Genomic DNA, 17,512 nt, shown 5'->3' on the forward strand with positions numbered 1-17,512 from the left:
CATTTCTCTGGGGTGAGTGCTTGGCGCTGCACCCCTTTGTTTCTTAAGGAACTATAAACCATGATGGTTCTCTACTCCGGCACCACGTGCCCGTTCTCCCAACGCTGCCGCCTGGTCCTGTTCGAAAAGGGCATGGACTTCGAGGTGCGCGACGTCGACCTGTTCAACAAGCCGGAAGACATTTCGACCATGAACCCGTACGGCCAGGTACCGATCCTGGTCGAGCGCGAACTGATCCTGTACGAATCGAACATCATCAACGAGTACATCGACGAGCGCTTCCCGCACCCGCAGCTGATGCCGGCCGACCCGCTGATGCGCGCCCGTGCCCGCCTGATGCTGTTCAACTTCGAAAAAGAGCTGTTCGTCCACGTGCACACGCTGGAAAGCGAGCGCAACAAGACCAACGACAAGAACCACGACAAGGCGCGCGCCGAAATCCGCGACCGCCTGACCACTCTGGCACCACTGTTCCTGAAGAACAAGTACATGCTGGGTGACGAGTTCTCGATGCTGGACGTGGCCATTGCCCCGCTGCTGTGGCGCCTGGACCACTACGGCATCGAACTGTCGAAGACCGCGGCCCCGCTGATGAAGTACGCCGAGCGCATCTTCTCGCGTCCGGCCTACATCGAGGCGCTGACCCCGTCCGAGAAAGTGATGCGTCGCTGATCCGACGCCATTGATCGGACGTCAGTATCGCGTGAAGCGGAACCTGCGTTCCGCTTCACGCTGCGCACCTTACACGCCAGACATACCGCGCCTCCTGGGCGAATCCGGTAGACTGGCGTGACCGCTGTAATCAAGACAACAACACCATGGCAGAGATCTCCACCAAACCCTACCTGCTGCGCGCCATCTACGAATGGTGCAGCGACAGCGGCTACACGCCCTATATCGCCGTTAAGGTCGATGGGGCAACGACAGTGCCGATGGAATACGTCAGGAAGGGCGAGATCATCCTCAACATCAGCTTCGGCGCCACCTCGCGCCTGAAGATGGACAACGAGGCGATCCACTTCCATGCGCGCTTCAATGGCGTGTCGCGCGAGATCTATATCCCGGTCCAGAACGTGCTGGCGATTTATGCCAACGAAAATGGCCAGGGGATGGCGTTCGAGGTGAACACGACGGCGGCCGAGATGCCGGCGCCGGAAGCCGAGAGCGCGCCTGCAGCGCCGTCGCTGTCGGCCGTGCCGTCGAAAGGTGTCGATTCGCCGGTGGTCAGCGAGACCGCATCGACGCCGTCGGATGGCGACGACGAACCGCCAAAGAAAGGCGGACGTCCGACGTTGACCCGCATCAAATAGCGTATAATTGTTGTTCTAACGATCACGTGCCGACTTAGCTCATCAGGTAGAGCAGTTGATTTGTAATCATCAGGTGGCGGGTTCGAGTCCTGCAGTCGGCACCACAGAATCAAGCACTTAGCCCAGCCAATATGGTTGGGCTTTTTGTTTTTCAGGCCACGCGCAATCGGTACGTCCGTAGCGGCATGTTTTTATTGCGGCCCGCTTTATCGACGACAGGCGTGTGACTCACTGACTACCGACGCTTCGGGACTGCACTGACAACCATTCCCATCGGCCGCAACAGTTTTTCGGTCGTTGCGAGTGTCGGACTTGATTGTTCGCGTTCGATATCCTGCAGCGTGCGCGCCGATACGCCGCATAGTTTCGCGTATTCCGCAATCGTGAGTCGTAACGCACCCCGGATTTTCCTGATAACAGTTGGAATCGGCATCGCGGGATCGGCTGCGAGTTCGTCAGCCAGTGCCCTGCGCGCTTCGATCGCCTCGGCAGGTGACAAGGGTTTGAAACGCTTGTCCATTTACAGTCTCTCCAGTTGGGAACGGACATTTTCGACTGTCTTGGCCAATGGAGTCAGGAACTCTTCCTAACCGGCGTGCATCGTCCAATACCGTCGCCACTGGCATTGCCATCGTTCTTATCTCGCTGCGCACCCTGGCTTCATCGATCTGCGCTGCTGCGCATGCCTGTACGACGACACTGGCCCAATCTGGTGCGCCGCCATCATCGGCTTGCCACCGAATACGCCTGGCGATGCCATCCGGATGCAGCCACATCGGCGCGAAATCGAACAAAGGCGTCAGCGCTATCCTGCCGTCAGGCCGGCGTTGAATCGCCGTATTGCGCCCGTGATTATCCTTATTTCCCAAGACAATATGCGCGATATCCCTTTTGGCGTATTCAATGACCTCACGCACGGGATCGGTGGCGACCTTGCCTAAACGCCGGCATACATCGTTATGGCTCGTGACTGTTAATGGTTGTCGATGGATATCTGCAGAGTACGTGTGGTAGCGTCCATATACACAGAAGAGTATCAGGAATAGCCCAGAACCCGCATTCGAAAATGATAGAAAAGTGTGTAAGTAAAGAGTATATACATCAAGCTGCTGACGTGCTTAGCTCTGCAATTTTGTTCTCCGATCAATTCACAATCAGTGTCCGATCCGTGTCAAAATTACACACTGCAAGATTTGTTTGACCCTGATTTAACCCGATGCTATAGTCGGACCAAGCCGATGGTAACGTTTCCAAACGTACTAAAAAAATAACGGCTGACACGGAGACACAATGGTCACACCTCGCACGATGGCTGCAGCCTGCGCACGGCTGTGCGCCGCCGCTTCTGTGCTATCCCTGACGTTGCCTGCCGCAACGGCCCACGCTTCGGCCAGGGCCGAGGTCATCCATTGGTGGACCTCGGGCGGGGAATCAAGCGCGGTCAAGCAGGTCGCGCAAGCCTTCCGCAATGCAGGCGGCGTCTGGATCGACAGCGCCATCGCCGGCGGCGACCAGTCGCGCGCGGTGACCATCAACCGCATCATCGGCGGCAATCCGCCCACCGCCGCCCAGTTCAACACCTCCAAGCAATTCACCGACGTCATCGAGCAGGACATGCTGAACAACGTCGACCTGGTGGCCAAGGCCCAGGACTGGGACCGCATCCTGCCCGAGCCGCTGATCGACGTGATCAAGCACGACGGCCACTATTACGCGGTGCCGCTCAACATCCACATGCAGACCTGGATCTGGTACTCGAAGGCCGCCTTCGCCAAGGCCGGCATCGAGCGCGAGCCGGCCAGCATGCCGGAACTGTTCGCGGCATTGGACAAACTGAAAGCCGCCGGCCTGGTCCCGCTGGCCCACGGTGGCCAGTCATGGCAGGAGACGGTGCTGTTTTCAAGCCTGCTGGCCAATATCGGCGGGCGCGAACTGTACCTGAAAGTGATCCGCGACCGCGACCAGGCCGCCATCAAGTCGCCGGCCTTTCGCGACGTGCTGCTGGCCTTCAAGCGGATGAAGTCGTACGTGGACGCCGGCTCGCCGGGCCGCAACTGGAACGACGCCACCGCGATGCTCATCAGCGGCAAGGCGGGCTTCCAGATCATGGGCGACTGGGCCAAGGGCGAATTCACCAACGCCGGCCAGCTGCCCGGCCAGCACTACGGCTGCATCGCCGGCCTGAAGCCCGACACGCCTTACCTGATGCAGGGCGATGTCTTCGTGTTCCCGCGCACGGACAACCCCAACACCGTCAAGGCCCAGCAACTGCTGGCGAACGTGGTCTCGCAGCCCGAACTGCAGGTCACCTTCAGCAAACTAAAGGGCTCGATCCCGGTGCACACCGATGTCGATGCAACGCAGCTGGACATGTGCGCGCAGAAGGGCATCGAGATCGTCAAGGACCGTTCGCGCCAGCTCGGCGTGACCGAGGTCTATCTGACACCCGACCAGAACGGCGCGCTGCAGGACATCCTGACCGCCTACTGGAACATGGACACCAAGGTCGACAAGGTCCAGCGCAGCATCGCCAACGCCCTCAAATACTGACGCCATGCTCGCACGCCGCCTCGCCAAGCTCAGCCCCCACGTCGCCTTGCTGCCCATGGCGCTGACGGTGCTGCTCGCGTACATCGGCGGCGCGCTGTGGACGCTGCGCACCTCGTTCACCGCGGCGCGCACCTTCCCGTCCGAGAAATTCATCGGCGCAGCCCAGTACGTGCGCCTGTTCGACAACGAGCGCTGGCTGCTGTCGCTGCACAACCTGGCCGTCTACGGCGCGCTGTTCATCATCGCCTGCATGATGCTCGGCTTCTTGCTGGCCGTGTTCATCGACCAGAACGTCAAGGGCGAAGGCGTGCTGCGCACCGTGTTCCTGTACCCGTACGCGATGTCCTTCATCGCCACCGGCCTGGTATGGCAATGGCTGCTGGCGCCGGGCAGCGGCATCGAAGGCGCGGTACGCCAGATGGGTTTCACGGGCTTCTCGTTCGACTGGATCGTGCACCAGGACCTGGTGATCTACACGGTCGTCATCGCCACCGTGTGGCAGGCCTCCGGTCTGGTGATGGCGCTGATGCTGGCCGGCCTGCGCGGCATCGATCCCGAGATCTACAAGGCAGCGCGCCTGGACGGCATCCCGGCCTGGCGCACCTATCTGCAGATCGTGCTGCCGATGCTCGGACCGACCGTCGCCACCGTGTTCCTGCTCTTGACCACCGCCGTGGTGAAGCTGTTCGACGCCGTGGTGGCGATGACCCAGGGCGGCCCCGGCATCGCCAGCGAAGTGCCGGCCAAGTTCATCATGGACCACCTGTTCCTGCGCTCGAACATCGGCCTGGCGTCGGCCGGTGCAGTGACGCTGCTGGTGCCGGTGCTGGCCTTGCTGGCCCCCTATGCCTATGCGCGCAGCCGCCGCGCGCGCGCGGGAGGAGCACACGCATGAGCCACCATTCGCTGCAGGCGATCGCCCCGCCACTGCCGGTCGGGACAACGACGGCAATGAAGCGCAAGCGCCACTTCACGCCCGCCCGCATCGGCGTCTACGCCTTCCTGTTCAGCGCAGCCCTGTTCTTTTTGCTGCCGCTGTACGTCATGATCATCACCTCGTTCAAGCCGATGCTCGAGATCCGCAGCGGCAACGTGTTCGCCCTGCCCGCCATGGCCACGCTCGACCCGTGGCGCCAGGCCTGGGGCGCGGTCAGCCAGGGCTTCTGGAACTCGGTGGCGATCGCCGTGCCCAGCACCGTCATCCCGATCCTGCTCGGCGCGATCAACGGCTACGCCTTGTCGTTCTGGCGTCCGCGCGGCGCCAACCTGCTGTTCGGCGTGCTGCTGGCCGGCGCCTTCATTCCGGTACAGGTGATGATCTATCCGCTGGTGTGGATGATGGCGCGCGCCGGCGTGTTCGGCTCTCTCCCTGCCATCGTGCTGGTGCACGTGGTGTTCGGCATGCCGCTGATGACGCTCCTGTTCCGCAACTACTACGCCTCGGTGCCGCACGAGCTGTTCCAGGCCGCGCGCATCGACGGCGGCGGCTTCTGGCGCATCTTTTTGCAGGTGATGCTGCCGATGTCGCTGCCGATCGTGGTGGTGGCGGCGATCATGCAGGTCACCGGCGTCTGGAACGACTACATCCTGGGCCTGGTCTTCGCCGGCCGCGAGAACCTGCCGATGACGGTCCAGTTGAACAACGTGATCAACACCACCACCGGCACCCGCCTGTACAACGTCAACATGGCCGCGACCATCCTCACCGCCGCGGTGCCGCTGGCGATCTACTTCATCTCCGGACGCTGGTTCGTGCGCGGCATCGCCGCCGGCGCCGTGAAAGGTTAACCTCGGAATGTCGAACGTCACCCTGCGCAAACTGTGCATCACCCGCGGCGACAACCAGATCCTGCGCGACCTCGACCTGCAGATCGAGCCGGGCGAGTTCCTGGTGCTGCTCGGGCCATCCGGCTGCGGCAAGTCGACCCTGCTGCACAGCATCGCCGGCCTGATCGACCTGTCGAGCGGCGCGATCGAGATCGGCGGGCGCGACATGAGCCATGCCGATCCGAGCGAACGCGGGATCGGCATGGTGTTCCAGTCGTATGCGCTGTACCCGACCATGTCGGTCGAGAAGAACATGTCGTTCGGCCTCAAAATCGCCGGCACCCCGAAGGCGGAAATCCAGCGCCGCGTGCGCCGCACCGCCGAGATGCTGCAGCTCGACGCCCTGTTGGAGCGCAAGCCGTCGCAGCTCTCCGGCGGCCAGCGCCAGCGGGTGGCGATCGGCCGTGCGCTGGTGCGCGAGGCCGGGGTCTACCTGTTCGACGAGCCGCTGTCGAACCTGGACGCCAAGCTGCGCGCCGAGCTGCGGCGCGAACTCAAATTGCTGCACCAGACGCTTGGCTCGACCATGGTCTACGTGACCCACGACCAGGCCGAGGCGATGACGCTGGCAACCCGCATCGTGGTGATGCAGGGCGGCCGCATCCAGCAGATCGGCACCCCGGCCGAGGTCTACGACCGGCCGGCCAACCGCTTCGTGGCAGGCTTCCTCGGTTCGCCGTCGATGAACTTCGTCGAAGGCAGCGTCGATGCGCAGGGGCGCTTCAGCGCCGGCGCATTGAACATGGCGCTTCCCACCACTAAACAAGGCGCGGTAACGCTGGCGGCGCGCCCGGAACACCTCCATATCGACGACAATGGTCCCATGAGCGGCGCCGTCACGCTGGTCGAGCCGATGGGCAATCACCAGGTGGTGTGGATCGATTGCGGCGGCCAGGCGCTGTCGCTGATCGAGCACGATGCGCGGCCGCTCGCCAGCGGCCAGACAGTGCGCTTTACCATCGATGCGGCGCGCGTCTCGCTGTTCGACCAGGGCAGCGGCCAGCGCTGGTAAAACATGCCGTATGCATGGCGAATGCAGTATGCTTGACGGTTGGTTAACTTAATATTTTTGGATAGGAACCGTAGGTGGCAACAATCAAGGATGTAGCGCGTCTGGCCGGCGTCGGCCTCGGCACCGCTTCGCGCGTGGTCAGCGGCAAGGGCTCGGTGTCGCCCGCCACGCTCGAACGCGTGCGCAAGGCGATCGACGAGCTGGGCTTCCGCCCGTCGCATGCGGCGCGCGCCCTGCTGTCCGGCACCAGCCGCATGGTGGGCGTCTACATCCCGGTGTTGTCCGGCACCTTCTACACCCCGATCCTGCAGATCATCGACACCGAACTGCGCGCCGCCGGCCTGCACATGGTGGTGGCGTTCGGCGTGGGCCTGGGCGACGCCCGGCGCCAGGCCATGGAAGGGATCGAGTTCCTGATCGAGCGCGGTTGCGATGGCCTGATCATGATGACCAGCGCCCTGCTCGACGAAGACATCGCGGCGCTCGGCATCAAGCAGCGCCAATTGGTCGCGCTGAACCACGACTTCAACGCGATTCCCGAGCAGTGCTTCACGGTCGACCATACGCTGGGCGGCCGCATGGCGGCGCGCACCCTGCTCGATTACGGCCATCGCGACATCGCGGTGATCAGCGGCCCGAATGCGCTGGCCGACAACGTGGCGCGCACCGACGGCTTCATGCAGGAACTGAAAAGCGCCGGCATCGACACCGGCAAGCTCTGGATGGTGGAAAGCGACTTCTCGCCGCAGGGCGGCTGGCTGGCGGCGAAAGCGCTGATCGAGTCCGGCGCGCCGTGCAGCGCCCTGTTCTGCGCCAACGACGAGATGGCGGTCGGCGCCCTGTCGTACTTCCAGGAAGCCGGCATCAGCGTGCCGCGTGACCTGTCGGTGATCGGCTACGACGACACGCCGAGCGCCGAATTCTCGGCGCCGCGCCTGACGTCGGTGCACATGCCATGGCGCGAGATGACCCAGAACGGCATCAACGCCCTGCTCAACCGCGTGTATGACCTCAAGCGCCCGGTCACGCGCAGCTTCCCGGTCGGCGTCACCATGCGCGCCTCGTTGGCCAAGGCGGCAGGAAGCAAGGGCAAGGCCAGAACCAAAGGAGACAAGGCGCAGCGCTGACGCGTCCCACACCCCGCGGCCGTGCGCGGCCTTTTTTTTGAACCGAAACTGGAAAGCTTTCCAACGGCATCGCAAGGCTTTCCCTGAATATTGTTTAGACCAACGTCACTTCACCAAAAGCGAATCATGACCACTGCCAACCGCCACCAGCGACCTGAATCTGCCGCACCTTCCCCTGCACCGCAGCGCAGCGACTTCGCCTCCGACTTCCTGTGGGGCTGCGCCACCTCGTCGTACCAGATCGAAGGCGCCGGCCGCGAAGACGGCCGGGTCGAGTCGATCTGGGACCGCTTCGCCGCCACCCCGGGCCGCGTGAAGGATGGCTCGAACGGCCTGGTCGCCTGCGATCACTACCATCGCTGGCCGGAAGACTTCGACATTGCGCAGGACATCGGCCTGAATGCCTACCGCTTTTCGATCGCCTGGCCGCGCATCTACACCGGCGAGCACGGCCAGCCGAATCAAAAGGGCCTGGACTTCTATTCGCGCCTGGTGGACGGCATGCTGGAACGCGGCTTGCAGCCATGGGCCACGCTGTACCACTGGGACCTGCCGCAAACGCTTCAGGATGCGGGCGGCTGGGAAAACCGCGCCACGATCGACGCTTTCGTCGACTTCGCCGATGCCATGACGCGCACGCTGGGCGACCGCGTCAAGCACTGGATCACCCACAACGAGCCATGGTGCACGGCCATCATCGGCAACTACGAAGGCTGGCACGCGCCGGGCAACACCAGCCTGAAAACGGCGCTGCAGGTGGCGCACAACGTGCTGGTCTCGCATGGCAAGGCCACGCCCGTGATCCGCGCGAATGTGCCGGACGCGCAAGTCGGCATGGCGGTCAGCCTGCACCCGCTGCGCGCGGCCAGCGGCAGCCCTGAAGACCAGGCGGCGATGGAACGCCACGACGGCCTGCGCTACCGCTGGTTCCTCGACCCGCTGTTCGGGCGCGGCTATCCACAGGCCACGCTGGACCTGATTGGCGACGCCGCACCGGATGTCGTAGCCGGCGACATGGAAGCGATCGCCGTGAAGACCGACTTCATGGGCGTGAACTACTACTTCCCCGAAGTCGTCGCCGACGCTCCCGATCACGCGCCGTTCCGCGCCAGAGTGCTGCCGACCACGCAAGGAGAAATCACCGCGATGGGCTGGCCGGTGGCACCAGAAGGCCTGAGCGAACTGCTCACGCGCATCGAGAACGACTACCACCCGGGCCCGATGTACGTCACCGAGAACGGCTCGGCGTTCGACGACACGGTCGATGCGAATGGCGAAGTGGACGACGTCCAGCGCCGCCAGTACCTGATGCGCCACCTCGCCTCGCTCAAGGACGCGATCGACAACGGCGTGCCGGTGAAGGGCTACTTCGCCTGGAGCCTGCTCGACAACTTCGAATGGGCCGAGGGCTACCTGAAGCGCTTCGGCCTGGTCCACATCGACTACGAGACCCAGCAGCGCCGCCTGAAGAACAGCGGCAAGTGGTACCGCGCTTTCCTGCGCCAGGAATGATTGAACACTCCATCAACAACGACGAGACACGACCCATGACCCTGAAACTTCGCACCTGCACCCTTGCCATCGCCCTCGCCCTCCCCGTTCTGTGCGGCGCAGCCACCGCTACTCCTGCGCTGAAGGACTGGCCGCAGGTGCGCAGCGCCATCGCCAGGGATGCGGCGCTGGAAAAGCGCGTGCAGGACATCGTCGGCAAGATGACGCTGGCGCAGAAGATCGGCCAGATGACCCAGCCCGAGATCAAGGCCGCCAAGCCGGACGACGTGCGCAAGTACTACCTCGGCTCGGTACTGAATGGCGGCGGCAGCTGGCCGAACGGGAACAAGAACGCCTCTGCGAAAGAGTGGCTGGCGCTGGCCCAGGCCTATCATGAAGCATCGATGAAGACCGACATGGCTGTTCCGGTTCCGGTGATCTGGGGCACCGACGCGGTCCATGGCCACAACAACGTGCCGGGCGCCACCCTGTTCCCGCACAATATCGGCCTGGGCGCGGCGCGCAATCCGCAGCTGGTGCGCGAGATCGGCGCCGCCACCGCGAAAGCCGTGCGCGCCACCGGCATCGCCTGGGTGTTCGGCCCGACGCTGGCGGTGGTGCGTGACGACCGCTGGGGACGCACCTATGAGAGCTATGGCGAGAACCCGGAGATCGTGCGCAGCTACGCCGGCGAATACGTGAAGGGCATGCAGGGCACGTTCAAGGATGACGCCAACACCATCGCCACCGCCAAGCACTTCATCGGCGACGGCGGCACCGAGAACGGCAAGGACCGCGGCGTGACCAAGGCCACGGCGAGCGAACTGCTGAACATCCACGGCGCCGGCTACCTGCCGGCACTGGAGGCGGGTGCGCAGACGGTGATGGCCTCGTTCAACAGCTGGACCGATACCGCCACCGGTACCGAATACGGCAAGCTGCATGGCAGCAAACCGGTCCTCACCGGCATCCTGAAGGACAAGACGGGCTTCGACGGCTTCGTGGTCACCGACTGGAACGGCCAGGGCGAAGTCAAAGGCTGCCGCAACGACAGCTGCGCCCAGGCGATCAACGCCGGCGTCGACATGGTGATGGTGCCGGACGACTGGAAGGCCTTCATCGCCAACACCATCAAGCAGGTGGAAAGCGGCGAGATTCCGATGGCGCGCATCGACGACGCCGTCACCCGCATCATCCGCGTCAAGCTGCGCGCCGGCCTGTTCGACAAGAGCCCGGCCCAGAACGCGTATGCCGGCAAGGACGACGCGATGCAGGCGCGCGCGCTGGCGCGCCAGGCGGTGCGCGAGTCGCTGGTGCTGCTCAAGAACGAAGGACCGGCCTTGCCGCTCAAGCGCGGCCAGAAGATCCTGGTGGTCGGCAAGAGCGCCGACGACCTGTCGAACCAGAGCGGCGGCTGGACCATCACCTGGCAAGGTACCGCCAACACCAATGCCGATTTCAGGAACGCCGACACCATCCTGGCCGGCCTGCGCGAAGCGGGCGGCAACGAGAACGTGACCTTCAGCGCCGACGCCAAGGGTGTCGACGTCAGCAAGTTCGATGCGGTGGTGGCGGTGATCGGCGAGCGTCCGTATGCGGAAGGCGACGGCGACATCCACCCGTCCGGCACCCTGCGCCACAGCAGCCGCTATCCGGAAGACCTGGCGGTGCTCAAGGCGGTGGCCGGCAAGGGCAAGCCGGTGATCACGGTGATGGTGACCGGCCGTCCGGTGTACGCCAACGACCTGCTGAACCTCTCCGACACCTTCATCTCGGCCTGGCTGCCGGGTTCCGAGGGCAAGGGCGTGTCCGACCTGCTGGTGGCCGGCAGCCAGCACCACGACTTCAAGGGCAAGCTGCCATTCTCGTGGCCGAAGTCGGTGTGCCAGACCAAACTGAACGTGGGCGACAAGGAGTACGCGCCGCTGTTCGCCTACGGCTATGGCCTGCAGGCCGGCACACGTTCGAAGGTGGGCAAGCTGGATGAAACGATTCCGGCGGGCGGCTGCAGCGCCAGCAACACCTTCTCGGTCTTCACCCAGGCCGACCGCACCAGCTATCCGCTGGCGATCAGGAGCGGCCAGCAGAGCACCGTGCTGGGCGCCGACCTGAACGCCACCTTCAAGCTGCCGAACGTGACTGCCGCCACCGCGCAGGTCAATACCCAGCAGGATGCCAAGCTGATTACGTGGAGCGGCCCGGCCACCTTCGAGGCACGCGGCGCGCGCGCCATGGTGCTCCCAAGCGCGGCGGCAAAGGACGGCGCACTGCGCTTCGATACCATCGTGTCCAAGGCGCCAGACGGCAAGGTGACGCTGGCGATGGGCGCTACCCAGCTCGACGCCACCGCCCTGTTCAAGCGCCTGGCCGGCATCGGCAAGCAGACCGTCAATATTCCTCTGTCCTGCTTCCAGGCCAAGGGCGTGAACCTGGCCAAGGTGGACACGCCGTTCAGCGTGACCAGCGATAAAGCCTTCGCTGCCGCATTCGCCAACATCGAGATCGCCGGCGGCGGCGCCAGGGATGCCGACGCCGTGCGCTGCGAGGAGCTGAAATGACCCGGGAGCTGCGCCTGCTGGCCGACATCGGCGGCACCAACGCGCGCTTCGCCCTGCAGTCTGGCGCTGGCGGCGGCTTCGACGACGTCGAAGTCCTGCCCTGCGCCGCCTACCCGACGCTGGGCGAGGCGATGCGGGCCTACCTGGCCAACGCCCGCGCGCGCGGGCTGGCGGTCGACGGCGTGCACCACGCGGCGCTGGCGATCGCCAACCCGGTCGAGGGCGACGCGGTCAGGATGACCAACCACCACTGGAGCTTCTCGATCGAGGCGCTGCGCCAGGAGCAGGGGCTGGCCACCCTGCTGGTGGTGAACGACTTCGCGGCGCTGGCGATGGCGCTGCCGCACCTGGCGCCGGAGGGTAAACGCCGGATCGGCGGCGGCGTCGAACTGGCGGGCCGTCCGATCGGTTTGATCGGGCCCGGCACCGGCCTGGGTGTCTCCGGCGTGATCCCGGTGGAGAACCGCTGGGTTGCGCTGGCCGGCGAAGGTGGCCACGTCAGCTTCGCCCCATGCAACCGCGACGAGGTGGCGATCCTGGAAGCGCTGTGGAGCGAGTACGGCCACGTCTCGGCCGAGCGCCTGCTGTCGGGCATGGGTCTGGAACTCATCCACTGGGCGCGCACCGGCAAGCGTCTCAAGGCGGCCGACATCACGCAGGCGGCGCTGGACGGCTCCTCGGGCGACTGCGCCGGCACGGTGGACGCGTTCTGCGCGATCCTGGGCAGCGTGGCCGGCAACGTGGCGCTGACGCTGGGCGCCACCGGCGGCATGTACATCGGCGGCGGCATCGTGCCGCGCCTGGGCGGCTTGTTCGAACGCTCAAGCTTCCGCGCCCGCTTCGAGGACAAGGGGCGCTTGAGTGACTACCTGGCGCGCATCCCGACTTACTTAATTACTGAACAATACCCCGCATTGCGCGGCGTTTCGGCTATGCTGTCGGATCGAGTCAAACCTCTGCAATAACAACGGAGACCGCATGCAGAACCCAGTACAGAATCCGGCCGTGGCCAGCGCCGCCGCGGACGGTGAACACAATCAGCACACCGGCGCGCTGGTCATCGTCACCATCCTGTTCTTCATGTGGGGCCTGATCACGTCGCTCAACGACGTGCTGATCCCGCACCTGAAGTCGATCTATACCCTCACCTACATGCAGGCGATGCTGGTGCAGTTCTGCTTCTTCGGCGCCTACTTCATCGTGTCGCTGCCGGCCGGCGCCCTGATCCGGCGCCTGGGCTACCAGAACGGCGCCGTCACCGGCCTGATGATCGCGGCCGCCGGCTGCGCCCTGTTCTATCCGGCCTCGAACGGCGGCTACGGCATGTTCCTGTTCGCGCTGTTCGTGCTGGCCAGCGGCATCACCATCCTGCAGGTGGCGGCCAATCCCTACGTCACCGTGCTGGGGCCGGCGCGCACCGCCGCCAGCCGCCTGACCTTGACGCAGGCCTTCAATTCGCTCGGCACCACGGTCGCGCCGGCGCTGGGCGGGATCCTGATCCTGTCGACCGTGGCATTGACTGCCGACCAGCTGGCGCTGCTGCCGGCCGCCGAGCAGGCTGCCCACCGGGCCGCCGAAGCGGCCGCCGTGCAGGGCCCTTACCTGGGCCTGGCCGCGGCGCTGGCGCTGCTGGCGGTGCTGTTCGCGGTGGCGCGCCTGCCCAAGATCGCGTTCGAGGAGACCACCGTCGCCGTCGACGGCAAGGGCGGCGCCATGGCCTACCGCCACCTGGTGCTGGGCGTGCTCGGCATCTTCCTGTACGTTGGCGCCGAGGTCAGCATCGGCAGCTTCCTGATCAACTTCATCGGCGAGCCGCACATCGCGGGCCTGAGCCACGCCGACGCCGCGCACTACGTCAGCATGTACTGGGGCGGCGCCCTGGTCGGCCGCTTCATCGGCTTCGCCGTGATGCGCTACGTCAGCCCGGGCAAGTCGCTGGCGGTCACCGCGCTCGGCTCGATCCTGCTGGTGCTGACCGCGACCTTTACCGAAGGCAGCCTGGCGATGTATGCCATCATCGCCGTCGGACTGTGCAACTCGATCATGTTCCCGACCATCTTCAGCATGGCGCTGCACGGCCTGGGCAAGTTCACCGGCCAGGGCTCGGGCTTCCTGTGCATGGCGATCGTCGGCGGCGCCGTGGTGCCGTTCATCCAGGGCATCCTGGCCGACACCATCGGCCTGCAGATCTCGTTCCTGGTGCCGGCCGCGTGCTACCTGTTCATCCTGTACTACGGCGTCAAGTACGCCAACCTGCACAAGCAGAAGGTCGTGGTGGAGTGATCATCACGCTGTAAAGAAAAATGCCCGCGATTCGCGGGCATTTTTTTTGAGCCGTACCGGGCTTATTTCGGCGCGGCGCAGTAACGCCGCACGTACTGCTGGTGCGACGGCAGCTGGCTCACCGTCTGGTCGACCGCGCCCTTGATCGATCCAAGGAAGTGGCTCAACTCGGCGTCGCCCATCAGGTCGGCCGATTGATGGTGCTGCAGCGGCATGATGCCCTGCCCGATCATCACCTGGATCCACGAATTCTCGGCGAACAGCTCGTTCGGCACCCGGAACACGCGCCCGGTCTGGCGGAACAGGTCGATGCGGTGCTGCAACGACGGCGGCACGGTCATGTCGCGCGCCTGGCGCCAGTACAGGGTGTCGGCGCGGTTGGTCACCTTGTAGTGCAGGATGATGAAGTCGCGGATGTGCTCGACCTCCGTCGCGGCCTGCCGGTTGTACTCCTCGATGTCGCTGTGGGCGATGCCGTCGGCCGGGAACATCTGCATCAGGCGCACGATCGAGCGCTGGATCAGGTGGATGCTGGTCGATTCGATCGGCTCCAGGAAGCCGCTCGACAGGCCGACCGCGACGCAGTTGCCCTTCCAGACCTGCCTGCGCTGGCCCGGCGTGAAGCGGATCACACGCGGCTTCATCAGGGCTTCGCCCTCGACGTTGTCCTGCAGCGCTTCAATCGCCTGGTCCTGGTCCACGTGGCGGCTGGAAAACACGATGCCGTTGCCGACCCGGTGCTGCAGCGGGATGCGCCACTGCCAGCCGAAGCCGTGCGCGATCGAGCGCGTGTACGGCACCGCGTCGCCCACGGACATCGTCTGCAGCGCGGCCGCGCTGTCGTTGAACAGCCACTGCGACCAGTCCTCGTACTCGACACCCAGCGCCTGCCCGATCAGCAGCGCCCTGAAGCCGGTGCAATCGATGAACAGGTCGCCCTCGATCTCCGCGCCCGAATCGAGCGTGAGCGAGCGGATGTGGCCCGTCAGCGCGCTGGTGGTGACGTCGATGATCTTGCCTTCGATGCGCTGCACGCCGAAGCGCTCGCTGAACGCGCGCAGGAATCTGGCGTAGGCGGTGGCGTCGAGGTGGTAGGCGTAGTTCATGCCGCCGCGCGGCAGGTGCGCGAAACGGTTTTCCTGGGCCGCACGCAGCTCCAGGCAGTAGTCGCCGTAGTCGCCGGCCAGGCCGCGCTCGCGGCCCTTGCGCCAGAAGTGCTGGAAACCGGCGGTCCAGTGGTCGGTGCCGGTCATGCCGAACGAGTGGATGTAATCCTGGCCGACGTCGCGCCAGCCTTCGAAGCCGATGCCGAGCTTGAAGGTGGCGTTGGTGGCGGCCATGAACTCCTGCTCGTTAATCTCGAGCAGGTTGTGGAAGTTGATCAGGCTCGGGATGGTGGCTTCGCCCACGCCCACGGTCCCGATCTCGTCGGATTCGATCAGCTTGATCTCGAGGCGCTTGCCGAGGATCTTCGAGATGCACGCGGCGGCCATCCAGCCGGCGGTGCCGCCACCGGCGATCACCACGCGCCGCACCGGGCGGCCTTTCAAGCCTGTCTCGCTGTTTTTATTCTCCACCTGTTGTCTCCTGTCAGCGATTAAGTTAGCGATTGAGCCGCTTTAATAATTGGGCGCGGATCGCGCGCGCCGTGTTGTCGTCGATCGGTCCCAGCATGCGGCGCGCGGCCGGCGGGATGTGGCTCGCGGTTTCATCGTCCGCTTCGAACACGTAGTGGCGGAACAATTCGGCCCAGGCCTGGCGCTGCGCCGGCGGCAGGTCGCGCACCGACAGCAGCGCGTGCATCAGGGCGTTCATCGGCGTGTCCATCCACTCCGGAGACTGGCGCCACCAGTAATTCACCAGCACATTGAAGCGGTCCAGCGCCTCGACGTGGTGCCACCACATGCTGGGAATGAACAGGGCGTCGCCCGGCGCCATCTCGGCCACCTGGGCGTGCTCCATCGCCTGCGCGAAGCGCGGGAAGCGCTCCAGGTCGGGCCGGGCGAAATCGACCAGGCTGATGGCCTGCCCGGCCGGCGTGAAGTCGAGCGGGCCGACGTACAGGTTGTGCTGCTGGCCCGGCGGGAACAGCGTGAAGCGGCGCCGGCCCACCGCGACGCAGGCCAGGTTGTCCGGCAGGTCGTAGTGGGCCGCGATCACGGTGTGGTTGCCGATCCAGATGCTGGCCAGCGCGTCGCGCCCTTTCAGGTCGACGTCGTTCTCGCCGAGGAAGCCCGGCAGCGCACCCTCGATGCTGGTCGAGCCGACGTAGATGGTCGGCGACGGTTCGGTCGCCCGGTGCTTTTCCAGCTCGGCCAGCACGGTATCGAGCCGCACCCGCACCGGATAGAAGTTGAAGCCGGTGAGATCGTCGTTGTAGCCGAAGCGGCCGTCGATCTCGGGCGCGCCGAGCATGGCGTTGACGGTGGCGTCGCCGTAGAAGCGGCGCAGGTAGGCGTCGGCCGCCTGCGGCGACTGCAGCCCCGCCTGCACCATCGGCCAGTCGCGCACCAGGCCGCGCAACAGCAGCGGCTCCGTCGATGTCAGTATGTCGTCACCAAGATCGCCCGGACGCAGGCCGCTGATTTCGCGGATGGGTTTAGCGGCGGGCAGCATCGCGTTTGTTCTTTCGGTCGACCAGGTTGCGGAAGTTCGACAGCGAGGCCATGGCGAAGTAGATCTGCTGCAGGTAGCCGGCCTTGTGCAGTTCGTCCACGGCCGCCGCATCGAGGCCCGCCAGGCGCTCTTCGGCGATGGTGAAGAAGCCGGCCAGGCGGTGTTGCGAGCCGTCGTCCAGCGTCAGGTCGAAGGTGAAACCTTCCAGCAGCTGGTGGCGCATCAGGGCCTCGATGAAGCCGACGTTGGCCTGCACGCCATGGTGGATGGTCGACAGCACGTCGTTGACGTGCTGCAGGTAGTCGCTCGAGCCGCCGTGCTCCTTGAAGATCGGCTGGCCTTCGGTCTTGCTCACGCGCGGGTTGTCCAGGTCGATCTGGATCATCAGCTCGTCGCCGTTGCGGCCGATCAGGAACGGCTGGCGCTCGAGCAGCATCGGCACCGTGTGCGCGTCCCAGCGGCCGTCGACCAGGAACAGGTTCTCGTCTTCCATGAAGCCGAGCAAGGCGATCGCTTCGAAGCGCTGGCCGTCGTCCGACTGGCGGAAGATGATCGGATAGTGTCCCTGCAGGGCGCGGAATTCGGCGCCGAAGGTCGGCGCCCAGGCGACGTCGCTGCCCAGGCCGGGGCGGTGGCCGGTGATGACGCGCAGGTCCTTGTGCTCGATGTTGTTCAGCAGGGCGATGTTGGGCATGTGAGTCTCGTTGTCGTCGTTGTTGTCATGCGCAGGCGCGCTTG

Annotated in this window: 16 protein-coding genes and 1 tRNA gene; 12 read left to right on the plus strand and 5 right to left on the minus strand. The window is 64.9% G+C overall.

Translation table 11 applies throughout. The features are described from left to right. Positions 1 to 60 precede the first annotated feature (60 nt). From QPK27_RS13110 to QPK27_RS13120, 3 genes are all read left to right on the plus strand, one after another. Positions 61 to 672: a glutathione S-transferase N-terminal domain-containing protein gene (locus tag QPK27_RS13110; RefSeq protein ID WP_211522107.1), complete on the plus strand. Its 612-nt coding sequence runs from the start codon at positions 61 to 63 to the stop codon at positions 670 to 672. 146 nt (positions 673 to 818) lie between these two features. Beyond that, positions 819 to 1,310 (plus strand): ClpXP protease specificity-enhancing factor, encoded by a 492-nt coding sequence (locus QPK27_RS13115; protein WP_290418690.1) that lies wholly within the window; start codon positions 819 to 821, stop codon positions 1,308 to 1,310. Positions 1,311 to 1,338: 28 nt separating this feature from the next. Beyond that, a tRNA-Thr gene (locus QPK27_RS13120) sits at positions 1,339 to 1,414 on the plus strand. 131 nt (positions 1,415 to 1,545) lie between these two features. Here QPK27_RS13120 and QPK27_RS13125 read toward each other — a convergent pair. Next, the gene (locus tag QPK27_RS13125; protein WP_290418691.1) at positions 1,546 to 1,830 is read right to left on the minus strand and encodes a helix-turn-helix domain-containing protein; all 285 of its coding nucleotides are present in this window, start codon (positions 1,828 to 1,830) and stop codon (positions 1,546 to 1,548) included. Then, the gene (locus tag QPK27_RS13130) at positions 1,766 to 2,227 is read right to left on the minus strand and encodes a HipA domain-containing protein (protein ID WP_374047062.1); all 462 of its coding nucleotides are present in this window, start codon (positions 2,225 to 2,227) and stop codon (positions 1,766 to 1,768) included. Before QPK27_RS13130 ends, QPK27_RS13125 begins: the two co-directional genes overlap by 65 nt. 373 nt (positions 2,228 to 2,600) lie before the next feature. On the opposite strand from QPK27_RS13130, the gene QPK27_RS13135 reads away from it, so the two are divergent. The 9 genes from QPK27_RS13135 to QPK27_RS13175 all read left to right on the plus strand — a co-directional run bounded on the left by QPK27_RS13135 (position 2,601) and on the right by QPK27_RS13175 (position 14,158). Continuing rightward, positions 2,601 to 3,860, plus strand: coding sequence for an ABC transporter substrate-binding protein (locus QPK27_RS13135; protein WP_290418692.1), 1,260 nt, complete (start codon positions 2,601 to 2,603; stop codon positions 3,858 to 3,860). 4 nt (positions 3,861 to 3,864) lie between these two features. Then, complete coding sequence (locus QPK27_RS13140; RefSeq protein ID WP_290418693.1) at positions 3,865 to 4,755, plus strand: carbohydrate ABC transporter permease; 891 nt, start codon at positions 3,865 to 3,867, stop codon at positions 4,753 to 4,755. Positions 4,756 to 4,811: 56 nt separating this feature from the next. After that, complete coding sequence (locus QPK27_RS13145; RefSeq protein ID WP_290418778.1) at positions 4,812 to 5,648, plus strand: carbohydrate ABC transporter permease; 837 nt, start codon at positions 4,812 to 4,814, stop codon at positions 5,646 to 5,648. A 7-nt stretch (positions 5,649 to 5,655) separates the two neighbouring features. Further along, positions 5,656 to 6,699, plus strand: coding sequence for an ABC transporter ATP-binding protein (locus tag QPK27_RS13150; RefSeq protein ID WP_290418694.1), 1,044 nt, complete (start codon positions 5,656 to 5,658; stop codon positions 6,697 to 6,699). 74 nt (positions 6,700 to 6,773) lie between these two features. Beyond that, positions 6,774 to 7,826 (plus strand): LacI family DNA-binding transcriptional regulator, encoded by a 1,053-nt coding sequence (locus QPK27_RS13155; RefSeq protein WP_290418695.1) that lies wholly within the window; start codon positions 6,774 to 6,776, stop codon positions 7,824 to 7,826. Between the two features lie 126 nt (positions 7,827 to 7,952). Beyond that, positions 7,953 to 9,338 carry a GH1 family beta-glucosidase gene (locus tag QPK27_RS13160; protein WP_290418696.1) on the plus strand — a complete coding sequence of 462 codons (1,386 nt, stop codon included), beginning with the start codon at positions 7,953 to 7,955 and terminating at the stop codon, positions 9,336 to 9,338. 35 nt (positions 9,339 to 9,373) lie between these two features. Then, positions 9,374 to 11,875: a glycoside hydrolase family 3 protein gene (locus QPK27_RS13165; RefSeq protein WP_290418697.1), complete on the plus strand. Its 2,502-nt coding sequence runs from the start codon at positions 9,374 to 9,376 to the stop codon at positions 11,873 to 11,875. Continuing rightward, positions 11,872 to 12,840, plus strand: a complete 969-nt coding sequence (locus QPK27_RS13170) for a glucokinase (RefSeq protein WP_290418698.1) — start codon at positions 11,872 to 11,874, stop codon at positions 12,838 to 12,840. The genes QPK27_RS13165 and QPK27_RS13170 overlap by 4 nt, the downstream gene beginning before the upstream one ends. Positions 12,841 to 12,853: 13 nt before the next feature. After that, the gene (locus QPK27_RS13175; protein ID WP_290418699.1) at positions 12,854 to 14,158 is read left to right on the plus strand and encodes a sugar MFS transporter; all 1,305 of its coding nucleotides are present in this window, start codon (positions 12,854 to 12,856) and stop codon (positions 14,156 to 14,158) included. 62 nt (positions 14,159 to 14,220) lie between these two features. Here QPK27_RS13175 and QPK27_RS13180 read toward each other — a convergent pair whose 3' ends face one another. Genes QPK27_RS13180 through QPK27_RS13190 form a run of 3 tightly spaced genes read right to left on the minus strand, consistent with a single transcriptional unit; the run spans position 14,221 to position 17,468 of the window. Then, entirely contained in the window at positions 14,221 to 15,735 is a 1,515-nt protein-coding gene (locus QPK27_RS13180; protein ID WP_290418700.1) for a tryptophan halogenase family protein, read from the minus strand. 25 nt (positions 15,736 to 15,760) lie between these two features. Further along, complete coding sequence (locus QPK27_RS13185) at positions 15,761 to 16,774, minus strand: cupin-like domain-containing protein (protein WP_290418701.1); 1,014 nt, start codon at positions 16,772 to 16,774, stop codon at positions 15,761 to 15,763. Continuing rightward, positions 16,758 to 17,468: a SapC family protein gene (locus QPK27_RS13190; RefSeq protein WP_290418702.1), complete on the minus strand. Its 711-nt coding sequence runs from the start codon at positions 17,466 to 17,468 to the stop codon at positions 16,758 to 16,760. The genes QPK27_RS13185 and QPK27_RS13190 overlap by 17 nt, the downstream gene beginning before the upstream one ends. Between the last annotated feature and the right edge of the window lie 44 nt (positions 17,469 to 17,512).

This window comes from Massilia sp. YIM B02443 (genome assembly GCF_030411955.1).
In the GTDB taxonomy this organism is placed as follows: domain Bacteria; phylum Pseudomonadota; class Gammaproteobacteria; order Burkholderiales; family Burkholderiaceae_D; genus Telluria.